Below are 13,331 nucleotides of genomic sequence, written 5' to 3'. Positions count from 1 at the left end.
CCGCGCGGCTTTTTCCGGTGGATTTTCGTAACAGGCACATAAGCCCGGACGCCGCGTCTGCCTGCGTGTTGGCGATGCGACCGGTTGACTCCGGCGTGCGGGAACGGATTTCCGAATCGGCGGTATTCTGACTCGATCGAGCGATGCCGAAGCTGCCGTCTCCCGCTCTCAATGATTTGTCGACCGTGCCCGGGCCGGGGTGGTGTCGCAGGTTGAATTTCGGCTTCAAGCTGTTGCGGAAATTATCGTCGAGCGGTTACAGTCCGCTATCTCCAATGAGATATAACGCTATGAACGCAGAGGCGGCGGCCATTACATCATCCCGCAAGTTGCCTTTCGCCTTTGGAGGTGGGGCAATCATAGGAGCGCTCGGTGGATTGATCGGCCTCGGCGGTGCCGAGTTCCGGCTACCACTCCTGATTGGGCTGTTTCGCTTCGCCGCTCTGGAGGCGGTCATCCTCAACAAGGCGATGAGTCTGGTCGTTGTCGCCTCGGCTTTGCCGTTCCGTGCAGCGACGGTTCCCTTCGCGACGATTGCCATGCACTGGTCGATAGTCCTGAACCTGCTTGCCGGAAGTCTGCTCGGCGCATGGATCGGAGCGGGATGGGCAACGCGCCTGAAATCGGAATCCCTCTACAAGGTGATTGCGGGGTTGCTCGTTGTCATAGCGGTGGTGCTGGTGTTTGGGCATGATGCGGCGGCTGGGCAGCCCCTGCTGACCGGATTGGCGCAACTCGTCGCAGGCATCGTCGCGGGTTTCGGGATCGGGGTCGTCGCTTCCTTGCTCGGCGTCGCGGGCGGTGAGTTGTTGATCCCGACGCTCGTCCTGCTGTTCGGCGCGGATATCAAGCTCGCAGGCAGTCTCTCGCTCGCCGTGTCCTTACCCACCATGATCGTCGGCTTCACGCGCTACAGCCGCGACCAGAGCTTTTCCGTGATCGGCCGCAACAGGAGTTTCCTGCTCGTCATGGCAGCGGGTTCGATTGTCGGAGCCTTTGTCGGTGGGCAACTGCTCGGCATCATGCCGAACGGCGTCTTGCTTCCGGCGCTCGCCATTATCCTGCTTTTGTCCGCCTTGAAAGTCTGGCGTCACAAATGACCGCTCGCCATCCTCAATCGAAATTCGAACTGAGACGCTACCCGGGCCGGCATATTCGATGGTGCCAGTCCGGGTAGACTTTCAGGTGGCCGGGTGGCTGAAGCGTGCCCGGCGGGCGTCCCTGGTCAGGTTGCGAAAGTCCTTGCCGCTGACATGCACCAGCGTCCTGTGGTCGCCGCCCTCGAAATAGACGTCGGCGTCGCCCCCCAGGCTTTCATCGAGGATCACCGGCACATCGTAAGCAGCTCCGATCGGCGGGATCGCGCCGATATCGCAGTCGTCGAAGAGCAAGACGACCTCATCCTCGGAAGCGAGGCCGAGGCGCTTGTCCATGACGTCCTGCAACGTTCCAAGCTCGACCCGGTGCGTGCTGGGCACCACGGCCAGCGCATAGCCGATTTCGGAGTGGACAACGACCGATTTGGCCATCCTGCTGCCAGGCACATGGGCGGCCACCGCCGATTGCCTGGTGGTAGACGTACGGTGATGCGCGACGGTATCGTAGGAAATTCCTTCGCCGTCGATATAGTCCTTGAGTCTGTGTGCGATTGTCATCTTGAGCGTCCCTTGCTGGAGTGCGCGACGCGGGATCAACAGAACCATTCTCCTCCAGTCGTTTCCGATGTCAACGGAAATGGCGGCCGGCGTCGAAAGCCTGAAACCGCATGGGAACTCCGTGTCGCGACGGCCTACGATCCTGGTCCGAAATACAGTATGCGCGTGAGCAGCGTGTAATCGGCCTCGAACACCATCATCACCACGAACACCAGCACCAGGATCGGCGGCAGGATGATGGCATATGCCAGCGCCAGCCGCTCCCAGGCCATGTGCATGAAGATGGCGACGATCAGCCCTGCCTTCAGCATCATGAAGATCAGGATCAGGGTCCAGCGCAGATAGCCCTGCACATGGAAGTAGTCGACCATGTAGGAGCCGGCGCTCAGGATGAAGAGCCACGCCCAGACGACCAGATAGAGCTTGATCGGGTGCTCCTGGTGGGTGTCCGCATGGGCTACGGCCGCAGCGGGCGCGTCATGCCCATGCAGGGAGGTGATCCCGTTGGCGGTTGCTTCAGACATGTCCCTTCCTCACCACAGATAGAAGAAAGCGAAAATGAACACCCAGACCAGATCGACGAAATGCCAGTAGAGACCCATGATCTCGACGCTTTCGTAATTTCCCCTGCGGCTCGTGAAAAAGCCGCGCCGCCCGACATCGTAGTCGCCGCGCCAGACCTTTCGCGCCACGATGATCAGGAAGATCACGCCGATGGTGACATGGGTGCCATGGAAGCCGGTGATCATGAAGAACGACGAACCGAACTGCGCCGCACCCCACGGATTGCCCCAGGGCCGCACGCCCTCCGAAATCAGCTTCGTCCATTCGAACGCCTGCATGCCGACGAAGGTCGCGCCCAGCACGGCCGTGAGCAGCATCAGCACGACCGTCTTCCTGCGGTCGCGGCGGTAGCCGAAATTGACGGCCATCGCCATCGTGCCGCTCGACGAGATCAGCACGAAGGTCATGATGGCGATCAGGATCAGCGGGATGTCCTGGCCGCCGATATGCAGCGAGAACACCTCGCTCGGATTTGGCCACGGCACCCGCGTCGACATCCGCGCCGTCATGTAGGACAACAGGAAGCAGCCGAAGATGAAGGTGTCGCTGAGCAGGAAGATCCACATCATGGCCTTCCCCCAGGAGACGTTCTTGAACGCCCGCTGGTCCGACGCCCAGTCGGCGGCGATGCCTCGCAGTCCGTCGGGCCTCGGCTGGCCGGTATGCGTCAGGGTGGTATCGGCCATTCGCTTCCTCCTTCAGGTCAGCAACTGGCGGCAGATGTCGATGAAATCGGTTGCCCAGCCGGCGATCAGCACGAAAATGGCGAGCCATATGAACAGCAGGAAATGCCAGTACATGGCGCAGAGTTCGACGCTGAGGCGAAGCTGGTCGCGCCGGGCGCCGCTCCAGGCTCTGGCTGTCGTGCGGCCGAGCGCCACCAGGCCGCCGGCAATGTGCAGCCCGTGCATCGCGGTCAGCAGATAGAAGAAGCTGTTGGCCGGGTTGGCATTGAGGAAATAGCCGCTGGCGGAGAGTTCCCGCCATGCCATCAACTGCCCTGCCAGGAAGGCGAGCGCGGTCAGTCCGCCGGTGACGAGCGCTAGCCTCGTTGTCTCGATCTCGTTCCTGCGCGCCGCGACGACGGCCATGTGCAGCGCCACGCTGCTCGCCACGAGAACGCCGGTGTTGAACCACAGCAGGCGCGGCACCGGCAGCGCCCTCCAGTCGGCCAACTCCATGCGCATGAAATACGCACTCGCAAACAGCGCGAAGAGGCAGCCGACAACCGCGAGAAATACTCCGAGGCCGATCTTGGCGGTCGGCATCATGCCGGACTCGGTCCCCGGATAGGCAGCGACGGAACCCTGCTCCAGCCAGGGTTTGGACATCAGCCGCTGGTGGCTGAGCCACCAGCCGGCGATGCCGGCAATCACCAGCAGAAAAACCAGGATGACGCTCATGCGTGCCCCGCGGCGGCTTTTGCCGGCCAGGGGTCGTTCTGGGCGATGAAGTCCTCGGGCGCGCCGGGCACGCTGTAGTCATAGGCCCAGCGATAGACGACCGGCGCCTCCTTGCCCCAATTGCCGTGCGGCGGCGGCGTCGTCGGCGTCTGCCATTCGAGGCTCGCCGCCCGCCACGGATTGCCCCCGGCGTCCTTGCCGTAGCGCAGGCTCCAGAACAGGTTGAACAGGAACACCATCTGGGCGAAGCCGACGATCAGCGCCATCGCGCTGATGAAGGCGTTGAGCGTATGCACCGAATCGGGAATGAACGCCGTGTCTCCCAATTCGGGATAGCGCCTGGGCACGCCCACCAGGCCGACATAGTGCATGGGGAAGAAGATCAGGTAGGCGCCGACAAAGGTGACCCAGAAGTGGAACCGGCCCATCACCTCGTTGAGCATGCGTCCGGTGATCTTCGGATACCAGTGGTAGATCGCTCCGAACACGACCAGGATCGGCGCCACGCCCATCACCATGTGGAAGTGCGCAACGACGAACATGGTGTCGGACAGCGGTACGTCGACGACCACATTGCCGAGGAACAGTCCGGTCAGGCCGCCATTGACGAAGGTGACGATGAAGGCCAGCGCGAACAGCATCGGGATGGTCAGGTGGATGTCGCCGCGCCACAGCGTCAGCACCCAGTTGTAGACCTTGATGGCCGTCGGGATGGCGATGATCAGGGTGGTCGTGGCGAAGAAGAAGCCGAAATACGGATGCATGCCGCTGACATACATGTGGTGCGCCCAGACGATGAAGGAGAGCGCGCCGATGCCGACGATCGCCCACACCATCATGCGGTAGCCGAAGATGTTTTTGCGCGCATGCGTGCTGATGAGGTCGGAGACGATGCCGAACGCCGGCAGCGCGACGATGTAGACCTCCGGATGGCCGAAGAACCAGAAAAGATGCTGGAACAGGATCGGGCTGCCGCCGCCATATTTCAGTTGTTCACCCATCTCGACCAGCGCCGGCATGAAGAAGCTGGTGCCGAGCACGCGGTCGAACAGCATCATCACCGAGGCGACGAACAGTGCCGGGAAGGCAAGCAGCGCCATGACCGTGGCGGTGAAGATGCCCCAGACGGTGAGCGGCATGCGCATCAGCGTCATGCCGCGGGCGCGGCCCTGCAGCACCGTCACCACGTAGTTGAGGCCGCCCATGGTGAAGCCGATGATGAACAGGATCAGCGACGCCAGCATCATGATGATGCCCGCCTGCTGGCCGCCGGGCGTGCCACCCAGGATGGCCTGCGGCGGATAGAGCGTCCAGCCGGCGCCAGTAGGCCCTCCGGGCGCGAAGAAACTTGCCACCAGCACCAGCACGGCGAGCAGGTAGATCCAGTAGGAGAGCATGTTCACATAGGGGAAGACCATGTCCCGGGCTCCCACCATGAGCGGGATCAGGTAGTTGCCGAAGCCGCCGAGGAAGAGCGCGGTCAGCAAATAGATGACCATGATCATGCCGTGCATGGTCACGAACTGGTAATAGGCCTCGGGCGTGATGAAATCGAAAGTGCCGGGAAAGCCGAGCTGCAGCCGCATCAGCCAGGAAAGGACCAGCGCCACCAGGCCGATCGCCATGGCGGTGCCGGAATACTGGATGGCGATGACCTTCGCGTCCTGCGAGAACACGTAGGTCGTCCACCAGCTATGAGGATGGTAGAGCTCAAGCTCCGGAACCTCGGCAGGCGGAACGCCGTCGACCGCGCGGGGCGTGATATCGACCATTATGTACCTCCAGCTCCTCCGGCGCGACCCGAGGCGGCCCGGGTCCCGTCAAGTCAAACCTCCTGCCGTGCCGCCTCCTCCATGCTCATGGCCGCAACTGCTCGGCCGCGCCCACCTGTTCCGGCTGGGACAATTGCGCAAAGGTCGACTGCTGCTGCAGCCAGGCCTGGTAGTCCTCCGCTGAATCGACCATGACGACGCCGCGCATGAACCCGTGGCCGGTGCCGCAGAGTTCGGCGCAGAGCACCTCGAAGGTTCCCGTCCTCGTCGGCGTGAACCAGAAATAGGTGACGGAGCCCGGCACCATGTCCATCTTGGCGCGGAATTCCGGCACGTAGAAATCGTGCAGGACGTCGATCGAGCGCAGCAGCATCTTGACCGGCTTGTCGATCGGCAGGTGCAGGTCGGCCGCCTCGACCACGACGTCGTCCTGGCCGTTCGGGTCGTTCGGATTGACGCCCAGCGGATTCTCGGGGCCGACCAGCCGGCTGTCCGAGGTGCCCAGCTTGCCGTCGGCGCCGGGCAGCCGGAAACTCCACTGCCACTGCTGCGCGACGACCTCGACATCCGTTGCGTCCTCGGGGACCGTGACGAACTGGCTCCACACGAACAGGCCGGGAACCAGCATCGCCGTCACCCCGACCGCGGTCACGGCGGTCAGCCACCATTCGAGCCGCTTGCTTTCCGGCTCATAGGCGGCCTTCGCCCCTTCCTTGTGCCGGAAGCGGAACACGCAATAGGCCATGAAGAGGACGACGGCGGCAAAGACGGCCCCGGTGATCCAGAAGGTGATCACCAGCGTGTGGTCGATATAACTCCAGTTCGAGGCGATGGGCGTCCACCACCACGGGCTCAGCACATGAAAAAGGACCGAGCCGACAACCACGAGAACGAGTACAAGCGCAATGGCCATGTCCCAGTTCCTCCCGGCATTCCGAGAGTTATCTCGATAACTCCCAGGATGTCGGTTGCATCATGCTTTATTTGCGCCCGGAATTCCAGTGCCTGAGATTTGCGGGTCAGGAACGCTCATTTTGACCGGTTTCGGTCACGCTTGGACAGGTTTGGCCGGCAACAGATGGGCGACGGTTGACGGTACATCACCGCTACGCCGCATCGGCACGGAAGTCCGATTGCAAACCGCGCATCGACGCGACCAGTGGCAAGCACGAGGTGTTCCGCCCGTTATTGCGCCGACATCCGATCCGGCGTCTCGCAGGACGTGCCGGTCGACGCGCAACTGGTCGACCCAATGGAGCCACGCCTGTCCATCTGACAACCCGCCAGCGTGAACAGGACGGTCACCGCAACAATCAACATCGTCGTTCGGTACATGGGTTCACCCTTGGCGAGCGGATGGACACGGCAGGCTTCAAAGCACCCAGGCAGCCACCAGCGCGGCGACGCCATCATGGCTCCCTACATGATGGCGTCGAGATGGTGACCTGCTGTGGCGTTGTTCAGTGCGCCGTTTGCGAATGCTCGCCACCCGGTTTCGAGATACCGGTCAAAGCCGCCCCGGCTTCCGCCGCTTCGCCATTCGTCGCGAGATCGCCAAGCGAAATAATTCCCACGAGCCTTTTGTCGTGGTTCAGCACCGGCAGCCGGCGCACCTGCAGGTGGCCCATGTTCTCCAGCACCTCCTCGACGTCTTCGTCGTCAAAACAGTATTTGACCTCCGCGCTCATGACGTCGCGCACCTTGGCGTCGGGTCCCATGCCCATCGCCACGCCGCGGATCGCGATATCCCTATCGGTGATCATCCCGACCAGCCGGTCGTTGTCGCCGACCGGCATAACGCCGGCATCGAGCCGGCCCATCATGTCTGCCACTTCGCGAATGGATTGTTCCGGATTCGCGATCTGGACGTTCCTCGTCATGCAGTTGCTGACTTTCATGGCAATCTTCCTTCAGGTGCGAGACCCCGCCGCCGGACCGGTATGACCGAGGGAACGAACTCTCCGGCGGTAACGTTCCATCGAATCCGGAGCGGATGGTCCGCGGATGGTTTTTCGCGCGCGTTCGGAAAGCCGGAACGCGAGATGACGGCTGCCTCGTCCGTCTAATCGCGGAAAGGAAGCTGCTGCACCGACCAGGTGTTGCCATCGGGATCGCTGAAGAACACGAACCTGCCCCATGGGAAATCCTGCACGCCGCTGACGTCGACGCCGCGGCCGGCGAGATGAGCATGCGCCTCGTCAATGTCCGGCACGACCAGTTGCAAGCCTCGCATCGACCCCGGGGCGCTGTCGACGATGCCTCTGCCGATGGCGATCGAACAGGCCGAGCCGGGCGGCGTCAGTTGCACGAAACGGATCTCCTCGCTCACCGTGTGGTCGTGATCGAGATGAAAGCCGAGCTTCTCGACATAGAAGGCGATCGCATGATCGATATCCGAAACGGGCACGGGCACCAGTTCGAGTTTCCAATCCATGCAAAAGCCTTCCCCGACATGGTGGCAAACCGATCCCGCCACCGATCAATTGCGGTCGATCAGGACCGGCCGGCCGGTGGCGGACGCTTCCAGAATGACGATCTTCTCGATTTCGCGATCGGTGGCGTCTTTCAGACCCATTTCCCGGGCCATGGCCACCGCGCGCCGCAGCGAAACCAGCTCGGGCGCCGTCGATCTCAAGACGGATTTGAACTCGGACAGGATGGGGCTATCGACGGCAAGCATTGACACCTCCCATGCCAACCTTCCTCGCCTGCCCGATCCAATTACCGTCACGGGTCAGCCAGGGAGTCAATACGGGATCGGTGCCGTCCGGAAATTTGACGAGACGGCGATTTCCAGCCCTTGGGTCGCGCCGTTCCGCCTTCACTCGGCGGCCGGCTTGAACGCCAGCCGCGCCGCCTCGCGGATGCGCCTGTGCTCGCGGAACCGGCCCCATTGCTGGTCGACGAGCACGCCGACAAGGATCACCGTGCCCATCACCGCGAAGTTCAGCGATGACGGGATTCCCAGCAGGTTGACGAGGTTCTGCAATATCTGCAGCAGGATCGTGCCGAGGATCACGCCGACGATCGAGCCCTCGCCGCCGCGCAGCGAGAAGCCGCCCAGCACTGCCGCCGCGATGGCATAGAGCTCGTAGAAATTGGCGTGGCCGGAAGGCTGCACCGAGCGCGTGTACATGGCGAAGAATATAGCGGCGACCGCCGTCAGCGCGGCGCAGATCACATAGGCGGCGATGACCACCAGATCGGTGCGAATGCCGGAGAATTTCGCCGCTTCCTCGTTCTTGCCAACCGCGTAGAGGTAGCGGCCGAACACCGACCGGTGCAGCACGATCCAGGCGATGACCGCCACCACGAGAAGCACGAACACCGAGGTCGGGATGCCGAAGGGCCGCGCGACGAAAAAATCCAGTCCCGGATAGGTGCTGCCGAAGGGGAAGCCGGCGGTGGCATCCGCCGTATAGCCGCGCGCCACGCCGCGATAGATCAGCAGGCCGCACAGCGTCACCACGAAGGGCTGCATGCGCAGTTTTGTGATCAGCAGCCCGTGGGCGAGCCCCATGGCCAGGCCGAGCGCCATGACGATGGCCGCCGCGATCGGCCAGGGAATGCCCATGCGCCCGACCATGTCGACGAACAGCACGCCGAGCAGCGCAATCATCGAGCCGACGGACAGCTCGATGCCGCCGGTGATGATGACGAAACCCTGGGCGATGGAGAACAGGCCAAACAGGCCGATGAGGTTGGCGGTGTTGGCGAGGTTGTTGGCCGACAGGAACAGCGGGTTGCGCAGATAGACGAACAGGCCGACCACCAGGATGAGCACCAGAAGCCCGAGGTCTTTCTTGTTCATGCGCCCGCTCCCGTTTCTTCCACTTCGCGGCCGACGGCCAGCATCAGCACGTTCTCCTCGCTGAAGCGGTCTCGCGTCAGCGTGCCGGAAATGCGCCCCTCATGCATGACCGCGATGCGATCCGACACGCCGATCACCTCCTCCATGTCGGACGAAATCATCAGCACCGCGACGCCCGCGTCGGCAAGCCCGCGCATCAACCTGTAGATCTCGAACTTCGCGCCGATGTCGATGCCGCGCGTCGGCTCGTCGAGGATGATCACCTGCGGGTTCATCGCCAGCCACTTGGCCAGCACCACCTTCTGCTGGTTACCGCCCGACAGCGCACCGGTGCGCACCCCGACGTTCGGCGCGCGGATGTCGAGTTCGGCCTTGCTGCGCTCGGCGCGGCCGGTCTCGGCCTTGGCGAGCACGATGCCGCCGCGCGAATAGGCCGTAAGGTTGGGCAGCGTGATGTTCTCGGCGATCGACAGGTCGAGGACGACGCCGGCGCCCTTGCGGTCTTCCGGCACCAGGAAGATGCCGCGCCGCGCCGCGTCGCTCGCGGTCCCGGTGGCAAGCGGCTTGCCCTCGAAGACGATCTCGCCGCCATAGATCGGATCGATGCCGAATATGGCGCGGGCAAGCTCGCTGCGGCCCGCGCCGACCAGCCCGGCGAGCCCGAGGATCTCGCCGCGATGCAGGTCGAGCGTGACCGGTTGCTTCGGATAGGCGGCGGTCCTGACGTCGCGCGCCGACAGCGCCACTTGGCCGGGCGGGCGCGACGGCGGCGTGTAGACGACCTTGAGCTCGCGCCCGATCATCATCCGGACCAGCTTCTGGTAGGTCACCTCGGTGCGCTCGAGTTTTCCGACGAACTCGCCGTCGCGGAGCACGATCACCCGGTCGCAGGCGCGCTCGATCTCGTGCAGGCGGTGCGAGATGAAGATCACGGCGATGCCTTCGGCCTTCAGCCCGCTTATCACCTCCAGCAGCTTCTCCGTCTCCTGCAGCGGCAGGCTGGATGTCGGCTCGTCGAGGATGATCAGCCGTGCATCATAGCTCAGCGCCTTGGCGATCTCGACGATCTGCTGCTGGGCGAGCGACAGTTTGCGCACAGGCGCCTCCGGCCCGAAATTGGCTCCGAGCCTTTTCAGGATCGGCGCCACCGCGGCGCGCTGACGCTCCCTGTCGACGATGTTGAGGAACCCGTATTTCCGCTGTTCGCGGCCGATGAAGACGTTGGCGGCAACATCGAGATTGTCGAAAAGATTGAGTTCCTGGTGCACGAAGGCGATGCCGGCGCGGATCGACTCGCTGACGGTGAAGGACTGGCTCGCCACGCCGTCGACCTCGATCGTGCCGCCGTCGGGAACGACGACGCCGCCGAGTATCTTCATCAGCGTCGATTTGCCGGCGCCGTTCTCGCCGACGATGCCAATCACCTCGCCCGGGCGCACCTCCAGGTCGAAACCGGCGAGCGCCACGACGCCCGGATAGACTTTTCGCACGCCGCTCAACCGCAGGAACGGCTTTGCGTCGGCAATCGGCGCGGACGGTGTTTGAACAGAACTCATCTGATGCAAGAAAGCCGATCCCTGGCTATTCGTTTTGATGGCTCGCGCCGTCGCTCACGGCCACCATCTTCTCTCCGTTGAAGGCCATCGCGTTCACACATCCAGTTCGCCAGTATATGCATGCGCAGCCGGTTCTGCATCGGCTTTGGCTTCGCCACTTTCGAGGCGGCGGTGAAGTCAGAGTGGGTGCAGAAAATCCTACTCGACTGCACGGGCTGAAACCCGACTGTAAAATGTGTGAATCCGATCGCCGTTCACCGGATCCCAATGACAAGCAAGGCGCGCGACTCTCCCGCTGGATGCCCGGCAGGACAGTCCGCGCAGACAGCCATGGGAATCAACCGCAGCACAGGGCGCGGCGTCAACGCCGCGCCCTGGCTCACGCCTTCCGGATCAGCCGCCGATCTTGGCCTTGAGGTCGGCCGAGAACGCGTCGACATTCTCCTTGTTGATGACGGCGGTCGGCACGATGATCAGGCCGTCGGCCGGGACCATCGACTTGTCGCCGCCGAGATAGGCCGCCATCAGCTTCATGCCCTGGTAGCCCCACTCGAAGGGCTGCTGCACGACGGTCGCCGAGAAGCTTCCCTCCTTGACGGCGCCCAGCGTGACCGGATCCTCGTCGAAGGCCACGACGGTGATCTGGCCGAGCTTGCCGGCGGCCTGCAGCGCTTCATAGATCTTCGGCGGGTTGTAGGAATAGAACCCGACCATGCAGTTGATCTCGGGGTTGGCCACCAGCACGTCGTCGACATTGGTGCGGGCGCGGGCAAAATCCACGTCGTCGCCGCGGACGTCGACCAGCGTGATGCCCTTGCCCTCGATCGCCGTCTTGAAGCCGTTGATGCGCTCCACGGCGTTGTCGGCGCCGAGGAAGCCGACGAAGCCCATGCACTTGCCTTCCTTGCCGCCCATGGCCTTGACCATCTCCTCGCCGGCCTGCACGCCGGCGGCGGTGTTGGACGAGCCGAGATAGGCGATGCGCTTGGACTGCGGCGCGTCGGAGTCGGTGGTGAACAGGGGAACCTGCGCGGCCACCTTGTTGAAGGCGTCGATCGAGTTCTTCGGGTCGGCCGACGAGATCATGATGGCGTCCGTGCCGGCGGCGACGAGGTCGTCCATCAGCGCGTTCTGCAATGCGGCCGTGCCCTGGGCGGGATAGCGGAACTGCAGTTCGTAGCCGTCGCCCAGTTCGCCCTGCGCTTTCTTGACGCCCGCCTCGGCCAGTTTCCAGAAGTCCGAGGACGCGTTGACGACGAAGGCGAGCTGTTTCTTCTCCTGCGCGATTGCCGAACCGGCAAGCAGCAGCCCAGCCGCCGCGGTTGCGGCGAGCAGTAGTTTGAAATTCATAGATGTCTCCTCCTATTATGCCCGGCTGTCGCGGACATGCGGTTTACTTCCAAGCCGTCTGAGCCCCTCCCGGGCAATGGCTGAGCCATCAGGGCATATACTGCTCCAGGCTTTTGCCGATTACCAGCCATTTTGAGGCGCTGCGAACGCGATGAGATTGGTTTGCTTGCGGAATATGAAGGGGCAAAACAGGGCGCCGACGCCACGTGTCGAATTCGGCAGGCCCGACTGTCCTACGCCCGCCGTCGTGACTTCAAGAAGTGGCGCTCGGAAAGTCGAGCCACGCCCGGTCGAGCGATTCGACCAATGGCTGGTAATCGCTGAGCGGAATCTGGTCGAGGCCGTCGCCCCTTGCCAGAAAGGCGCCAAAATGCCGGTCGACAGCGGCGGGATCGGTGATCCTCAGACCCAGCGCGACCAGATCCTCGGCGATGGAGCCCTGGGTCGGCAGATACGCATCGGCGGTGCTGAGCCTTGCATTGGCGGCGGGAAGCCTGATCATGGCGATGCGGGTGACGGAAGGCTGCGCCACCGGACCGATGACCGGGGTTCCGCACATCAGGCCCGCCAGGACGCTGACCGGCGGAGTGGGCGGGAACAGAAAATAGGCGAAGTGGGCGTCGCCTCCCCGTTCGCGCAAATCGAGATGGATCGTCTGCTTTTCTATGGAGACCGAACCTTCAACAGAAAGCCGGCCGGTCGGCAGAACCTCCGCATAGCTCGCCTGAAACCGGTTGGGACCCGAGCCCGGCCTGATCACCAGTTCTCCGCGGACCACCCGGCCGCGAAAATAAGGCGACCATGAATGGGAGTAGCAGGCATAGGTGCCGGCGAGCATGAACCCGCGTTCCGGGCGGGCGGCATGCCCGTTCGGCGGTCCGATGTGCCGTTTCAGCGTTTCGCGGTCGCGGTCGTGGCGCGCGCAGACAGCGTCAAGAAAGTCTTCGGCATCCGATTCGGCGACCCAATTGCCGGACCGGTCGAGATCGAGCAGCCTGGCCCAGTCGGCATAGAGTTGAAGCTCGCGCGGGCTGGCGCGTCCCTGGATCCATTTGTGGGCACGCTCGACGTCGAACGACGTTGTAGGGTTGATACGCCGGAACGCCGCTCCGAGATCCTTGAGCGTGATCGTGCCCAGCAGCGCAGCCGTTACCCGCAGCTTTCGGTCGATGTCCTTGGCCAACGGGCAATCCTCGGCTGTGGAATTTCCAGGCTCATTT

The 13,331-nt window shown here is 63.2% G+C and carries 14 protein-coding genes; 1 reads left to right on the top strand and 13 read right to left on the bottom strand.

Features of this window, described 5'->3' with window-relative positions; genetic code table 11:
- The first annotated feature begins 290 nt into the window (after positions 1-290).
- Positions 291-1,100 (top strand): sulfite exporter TauE/SafE family protein, encoded by an 810-nt coding sequence (locus tag ACH196_RS11535; protein WP_396647090.1) that lies wholly within the window; start codon positions 291-293, stop codon positions 1,098-1,100.
- 81 nt (positions 1,101-1,181) lie between these two features.
- On the opposite strand, the gene ACH196_RS11530 is transcribed toward ACH196_RS11535, so the two are convergent.
- The 13 genes from ACH196_RS11530 to ACH196_RS11470 form a co-directional block, all read right to left on the bottom strand.
- Positions 1,182-1,655, bottom strand: coding sequence for an aminoacyl-tRNA deacylase (locus ACH196_RS11530; protein ID WP_396647036.1), 474 nt, complete (start codon positions 1,653-1,655; stop codon positions 1,182-1,184).
- A 134-nt stretch (positions 1,656-1,789) separates the two neighbouring features.
- Positions 1,790-2,179 carry a cytochrome C oxidase subunit IV family protein gene (locus tag ACH196_RS11525; protein ID WP_396647035.1) on the bottom strand — a complete coding sequence of 130 codons (390 nt, stop codon included), beginning with the start codon at positions 2,177-2,179 and terminating at the stop codon, positions 1,790-1,792.
- A 9-nt stretch (positions 2,180-2,188) separates the two neighbouring features.
- On the bottom strand, positions 2,189-2,905 hold the full coding sequence (locus ACH196_RS11520; RefSeq protein ID WP_396647034.1) for a heme-copper oxidase subunit III family protein: 717 nt from the start codon (positions 2,903-2,905) through the stop codon (positions 2,189-2,191).
- A 12-nt stretch (positions 2,906-2,917) separates the two neighbouring features.
- Positions 2,918-3,622 carry a cytochrome c oxidase subunit 3 gene (locus ACH196_RS11515; protein WP_396647033.1) on the bottom strand — a complete coding sequence of 235 codons (705 nt, stop codon included), beginning with the start codon at positions 3,620-3,622 and terminating at the stop codon, positions 2,918-2,920.
- The gene (gene ctaD, locus ACH196_RS11510; protein ID WP_396647032.1) at positions 3,619-5,394 is read right to left on the bottom strand and encodes a cytochrome c oxidase subunit I; all 1,776 of its coding nucleotides are present in this window, start codon (positions 5,392-5,394) and stop codon (positions 3,619-3,621) included. Before ctaD ends, ACH196_RS11515 begins: the two co-directional genes overlap by 4 nt.
- A gap of 85 nt (positions 5,395-5,479) precedes the next feature.
- Complete coding sequence (coxB, locus tag ACH196_RS11505; protein ID WP_396647031.1) at positions 5,480-6,307, bottom strand: cytochrome c oxidase subunit II; 828 nt, start codon at positions 6,305-6,307, stop codon at positions 5,480-5,482.
- A 547-nt stretch (positions 6,308-6,854) separates the two neighbouring features.
- Entirely contained in the window at positions 6,855-7,292 is a 438-nt protein-coding gene (locus tag ACH196_RS11500; RefSeq protein ID WP_396647030.1) for a CBS domain-containing protein, read from the bottom strand.
- Positions 7,293-7,456: 164 nt separating this feature from the next.
- The gene (locus ACH196_RS11495; protein WP_396647029.1) at positions 7,457-7,828 is read right to left on the bottom strand and encodes a glyoxalase superfamily protein; all 372 of its coding nucleotides are present in this window, start codon (positions 7,826-7,828) and stop codon (positions 7,457-7,459) included.
- A 45-nt stretch (positions 7,829-7,873) separates the two neighbouring features.
- Positions 7,874-8,074 carry a hypothetical protein gene (locus ACH196_RS11490; RefSeq protein ID WP_396647028.1) on the bottom strand — a complete coding sequence of 67 codons (201 nt, stop codon included), beginning with the start codon at positions 8,072-8,074 and terminating at the stop codon, positions 7,874-7,876.
- Between the two features lie 141 nt (positions 8,075-8,215).
- The gene (locus ACH196_RS11485) at positions 8,216-9,205 is read right to left on the bottom strand and encodes an ABC transporter permease (RefSeq protein WP_396647027.1); all 990 of its coding nucleotides are present in this window, start codon (positions 9,203-9,205) and stop codon (positions 8,216-8,218) included.
- Positions 9,202-10,761: a sugar ABC transporter ATP-binding protein gene (locus tag ACH196_RS11480; RefSeq protein WP_396647026.1), complete on the bottom strand. Its 1,560-nt coding sequence runs from the start codon at positions 10,759-10,761 to the stop codon at positions 9,202-9,204. The genes ACH196_RS11485 and ACH196_RS11480 overlap by 4 nt, the downstream gene beginning before the upstream one ends.
- 393 nt (positions 10,762-11,154) lie before the next feature.
- Positions 11,155-12,111, bottom strand: coding sequence for a sugar-binding protein (locus ACH196_RS11475; protein ID WP_396647025.1), 957 nt, complete (start codon positions 12,109-12,111; stop codon positions 11,155-11,157).
- Positions 12,112-12,364: 253 nt separating this feature from the next.
- The gene (locus ACH196_RS11470) at positions 12,365-13,294 is read right to left on the bottom strand and encodes a hypothetical protein (protein WP_396647024.1); all 930 of its coding nucleotides are present in this window, start codon (positions 13,292-13,294) and stop codon (positions 12,365-12,367) included.
- Between the last annotated feature and the right edge of the window lie 37 nt (positions 13,295-13,331).

This window comes from Mesorhizobium sp. IMUNJ 23232 (assembly GCF_044326205.1).
Classification (GTDB): domain Bacteria; phylum Pseudomonadota; class Alphaproteobacteria; order Rhizobiales; family Rhizobiaceae; genus Kumtagia.
The sequence above is the reverse complement of the archived record's forward strand: the minus strand, read 5'-3'. Positions and strand labels throughout refer to the sequence as shown.

What these genes read in the sequence shown, in the direction of transcription:
- ACH196_RS11535 (WP_396647090.1), top strand. Translation starts at nt 291, where the DNA reads ATGAACGCAGAGGCGGCGGCCATTACATCATCCCGCAAGTTGCCTTTC.
- ACH196_RS11530 (WP_396647036.1), bottom strand. Translation starts at nt 1,655, where the DNA reads ATGACAATCGCACACAGACTCAAGGACTATATCGACGGCGAAGGAATT.
- ACH196_RS11525 (WP_396647035.1), bottom strand. Translation starts at nt 2,179, where the DNA reads ATGTCTGAAGCAACCGCCAACGGGATCACCTCCCTGCATGGGCATGAC.
- ACH196_RS11520 (WP_396647034.1), bottom strand. Translation starts at nt 2,905, where the DNA reads ATGGCCGATACCACCCTGACGCATACCGGCCAGCCGAGGCCCGACGGA.
- ACH196_RS11515 (WP_396647033.1), bottom strand. Translation starts at nt 3,622, where the DNA reads ATGAGCGTCATCCTGGTTTTTCTGCTGGTGATTGCCGGCATCGCCGGC.
- ctaD (WP_396647032.1), bottom strand. Translation starts at nt 5,394, where the DNA reads ATGGTCGATATCACGCCCCGCGCGGTCGACGGCGTTCCGCCTGCCGAG.
- coxB (WP_396647031.1), bottom strand. Translation starts at nt 6,307, where the DNA reads ATGGCCATTGCGCTTGTACTCGTTCTCGTGGTTGTCGGCTCGGTCCTT.
- ACH196_RS11500 (WP_396647030.1), bottom strand. Translation starts at nt 7,292, where the DNA reads ATGAAAGTCAGCAACTGCATGACGAGGAACGTCCAGATCGCGAATCCG.
- ACH196_RS11495 (WP_396647029.1), bottom strand. Translation starts at nt 7,828, where the DNA reads ATGGATTGGAAACTCGAACTGGTGCCCGTGCCCGTTTCGGATATCGAT.
- ACH196_RS11490 (WP_396647028.1), bottom strand. Translation starts at nt 8,074, where the DNA reads ATGCTTGCCGTCGATAGCCCCATCCTGTCCGAGTTCAAATCCGTCTTG.
- ACH196_RS11485 (WP_396647027.1), bottom strand. Translation starts at nt 9,205, where the DNA reads ATGAACAAGAAAGACCTCGGGCTTCTGGTGCTCATCCTGGTGGTCGGC.
- ACH196_RS11480 (WP_396647026.1), bottom strand. Translation starts at nt 10,761, where the DNA reads ATGAGTTCTGTTCAAACACCGTCCGCGCCGATTGCCGACGCAAAGCCG.
- ACH196_RS11475 (WP_396647025.1), bottom strand. Translation starts at nt 12,111, where the DNA reads ATGAATTTCAAACTACTGCTCGCCGCAACCGCGGCGGCTGGGCTGCTG.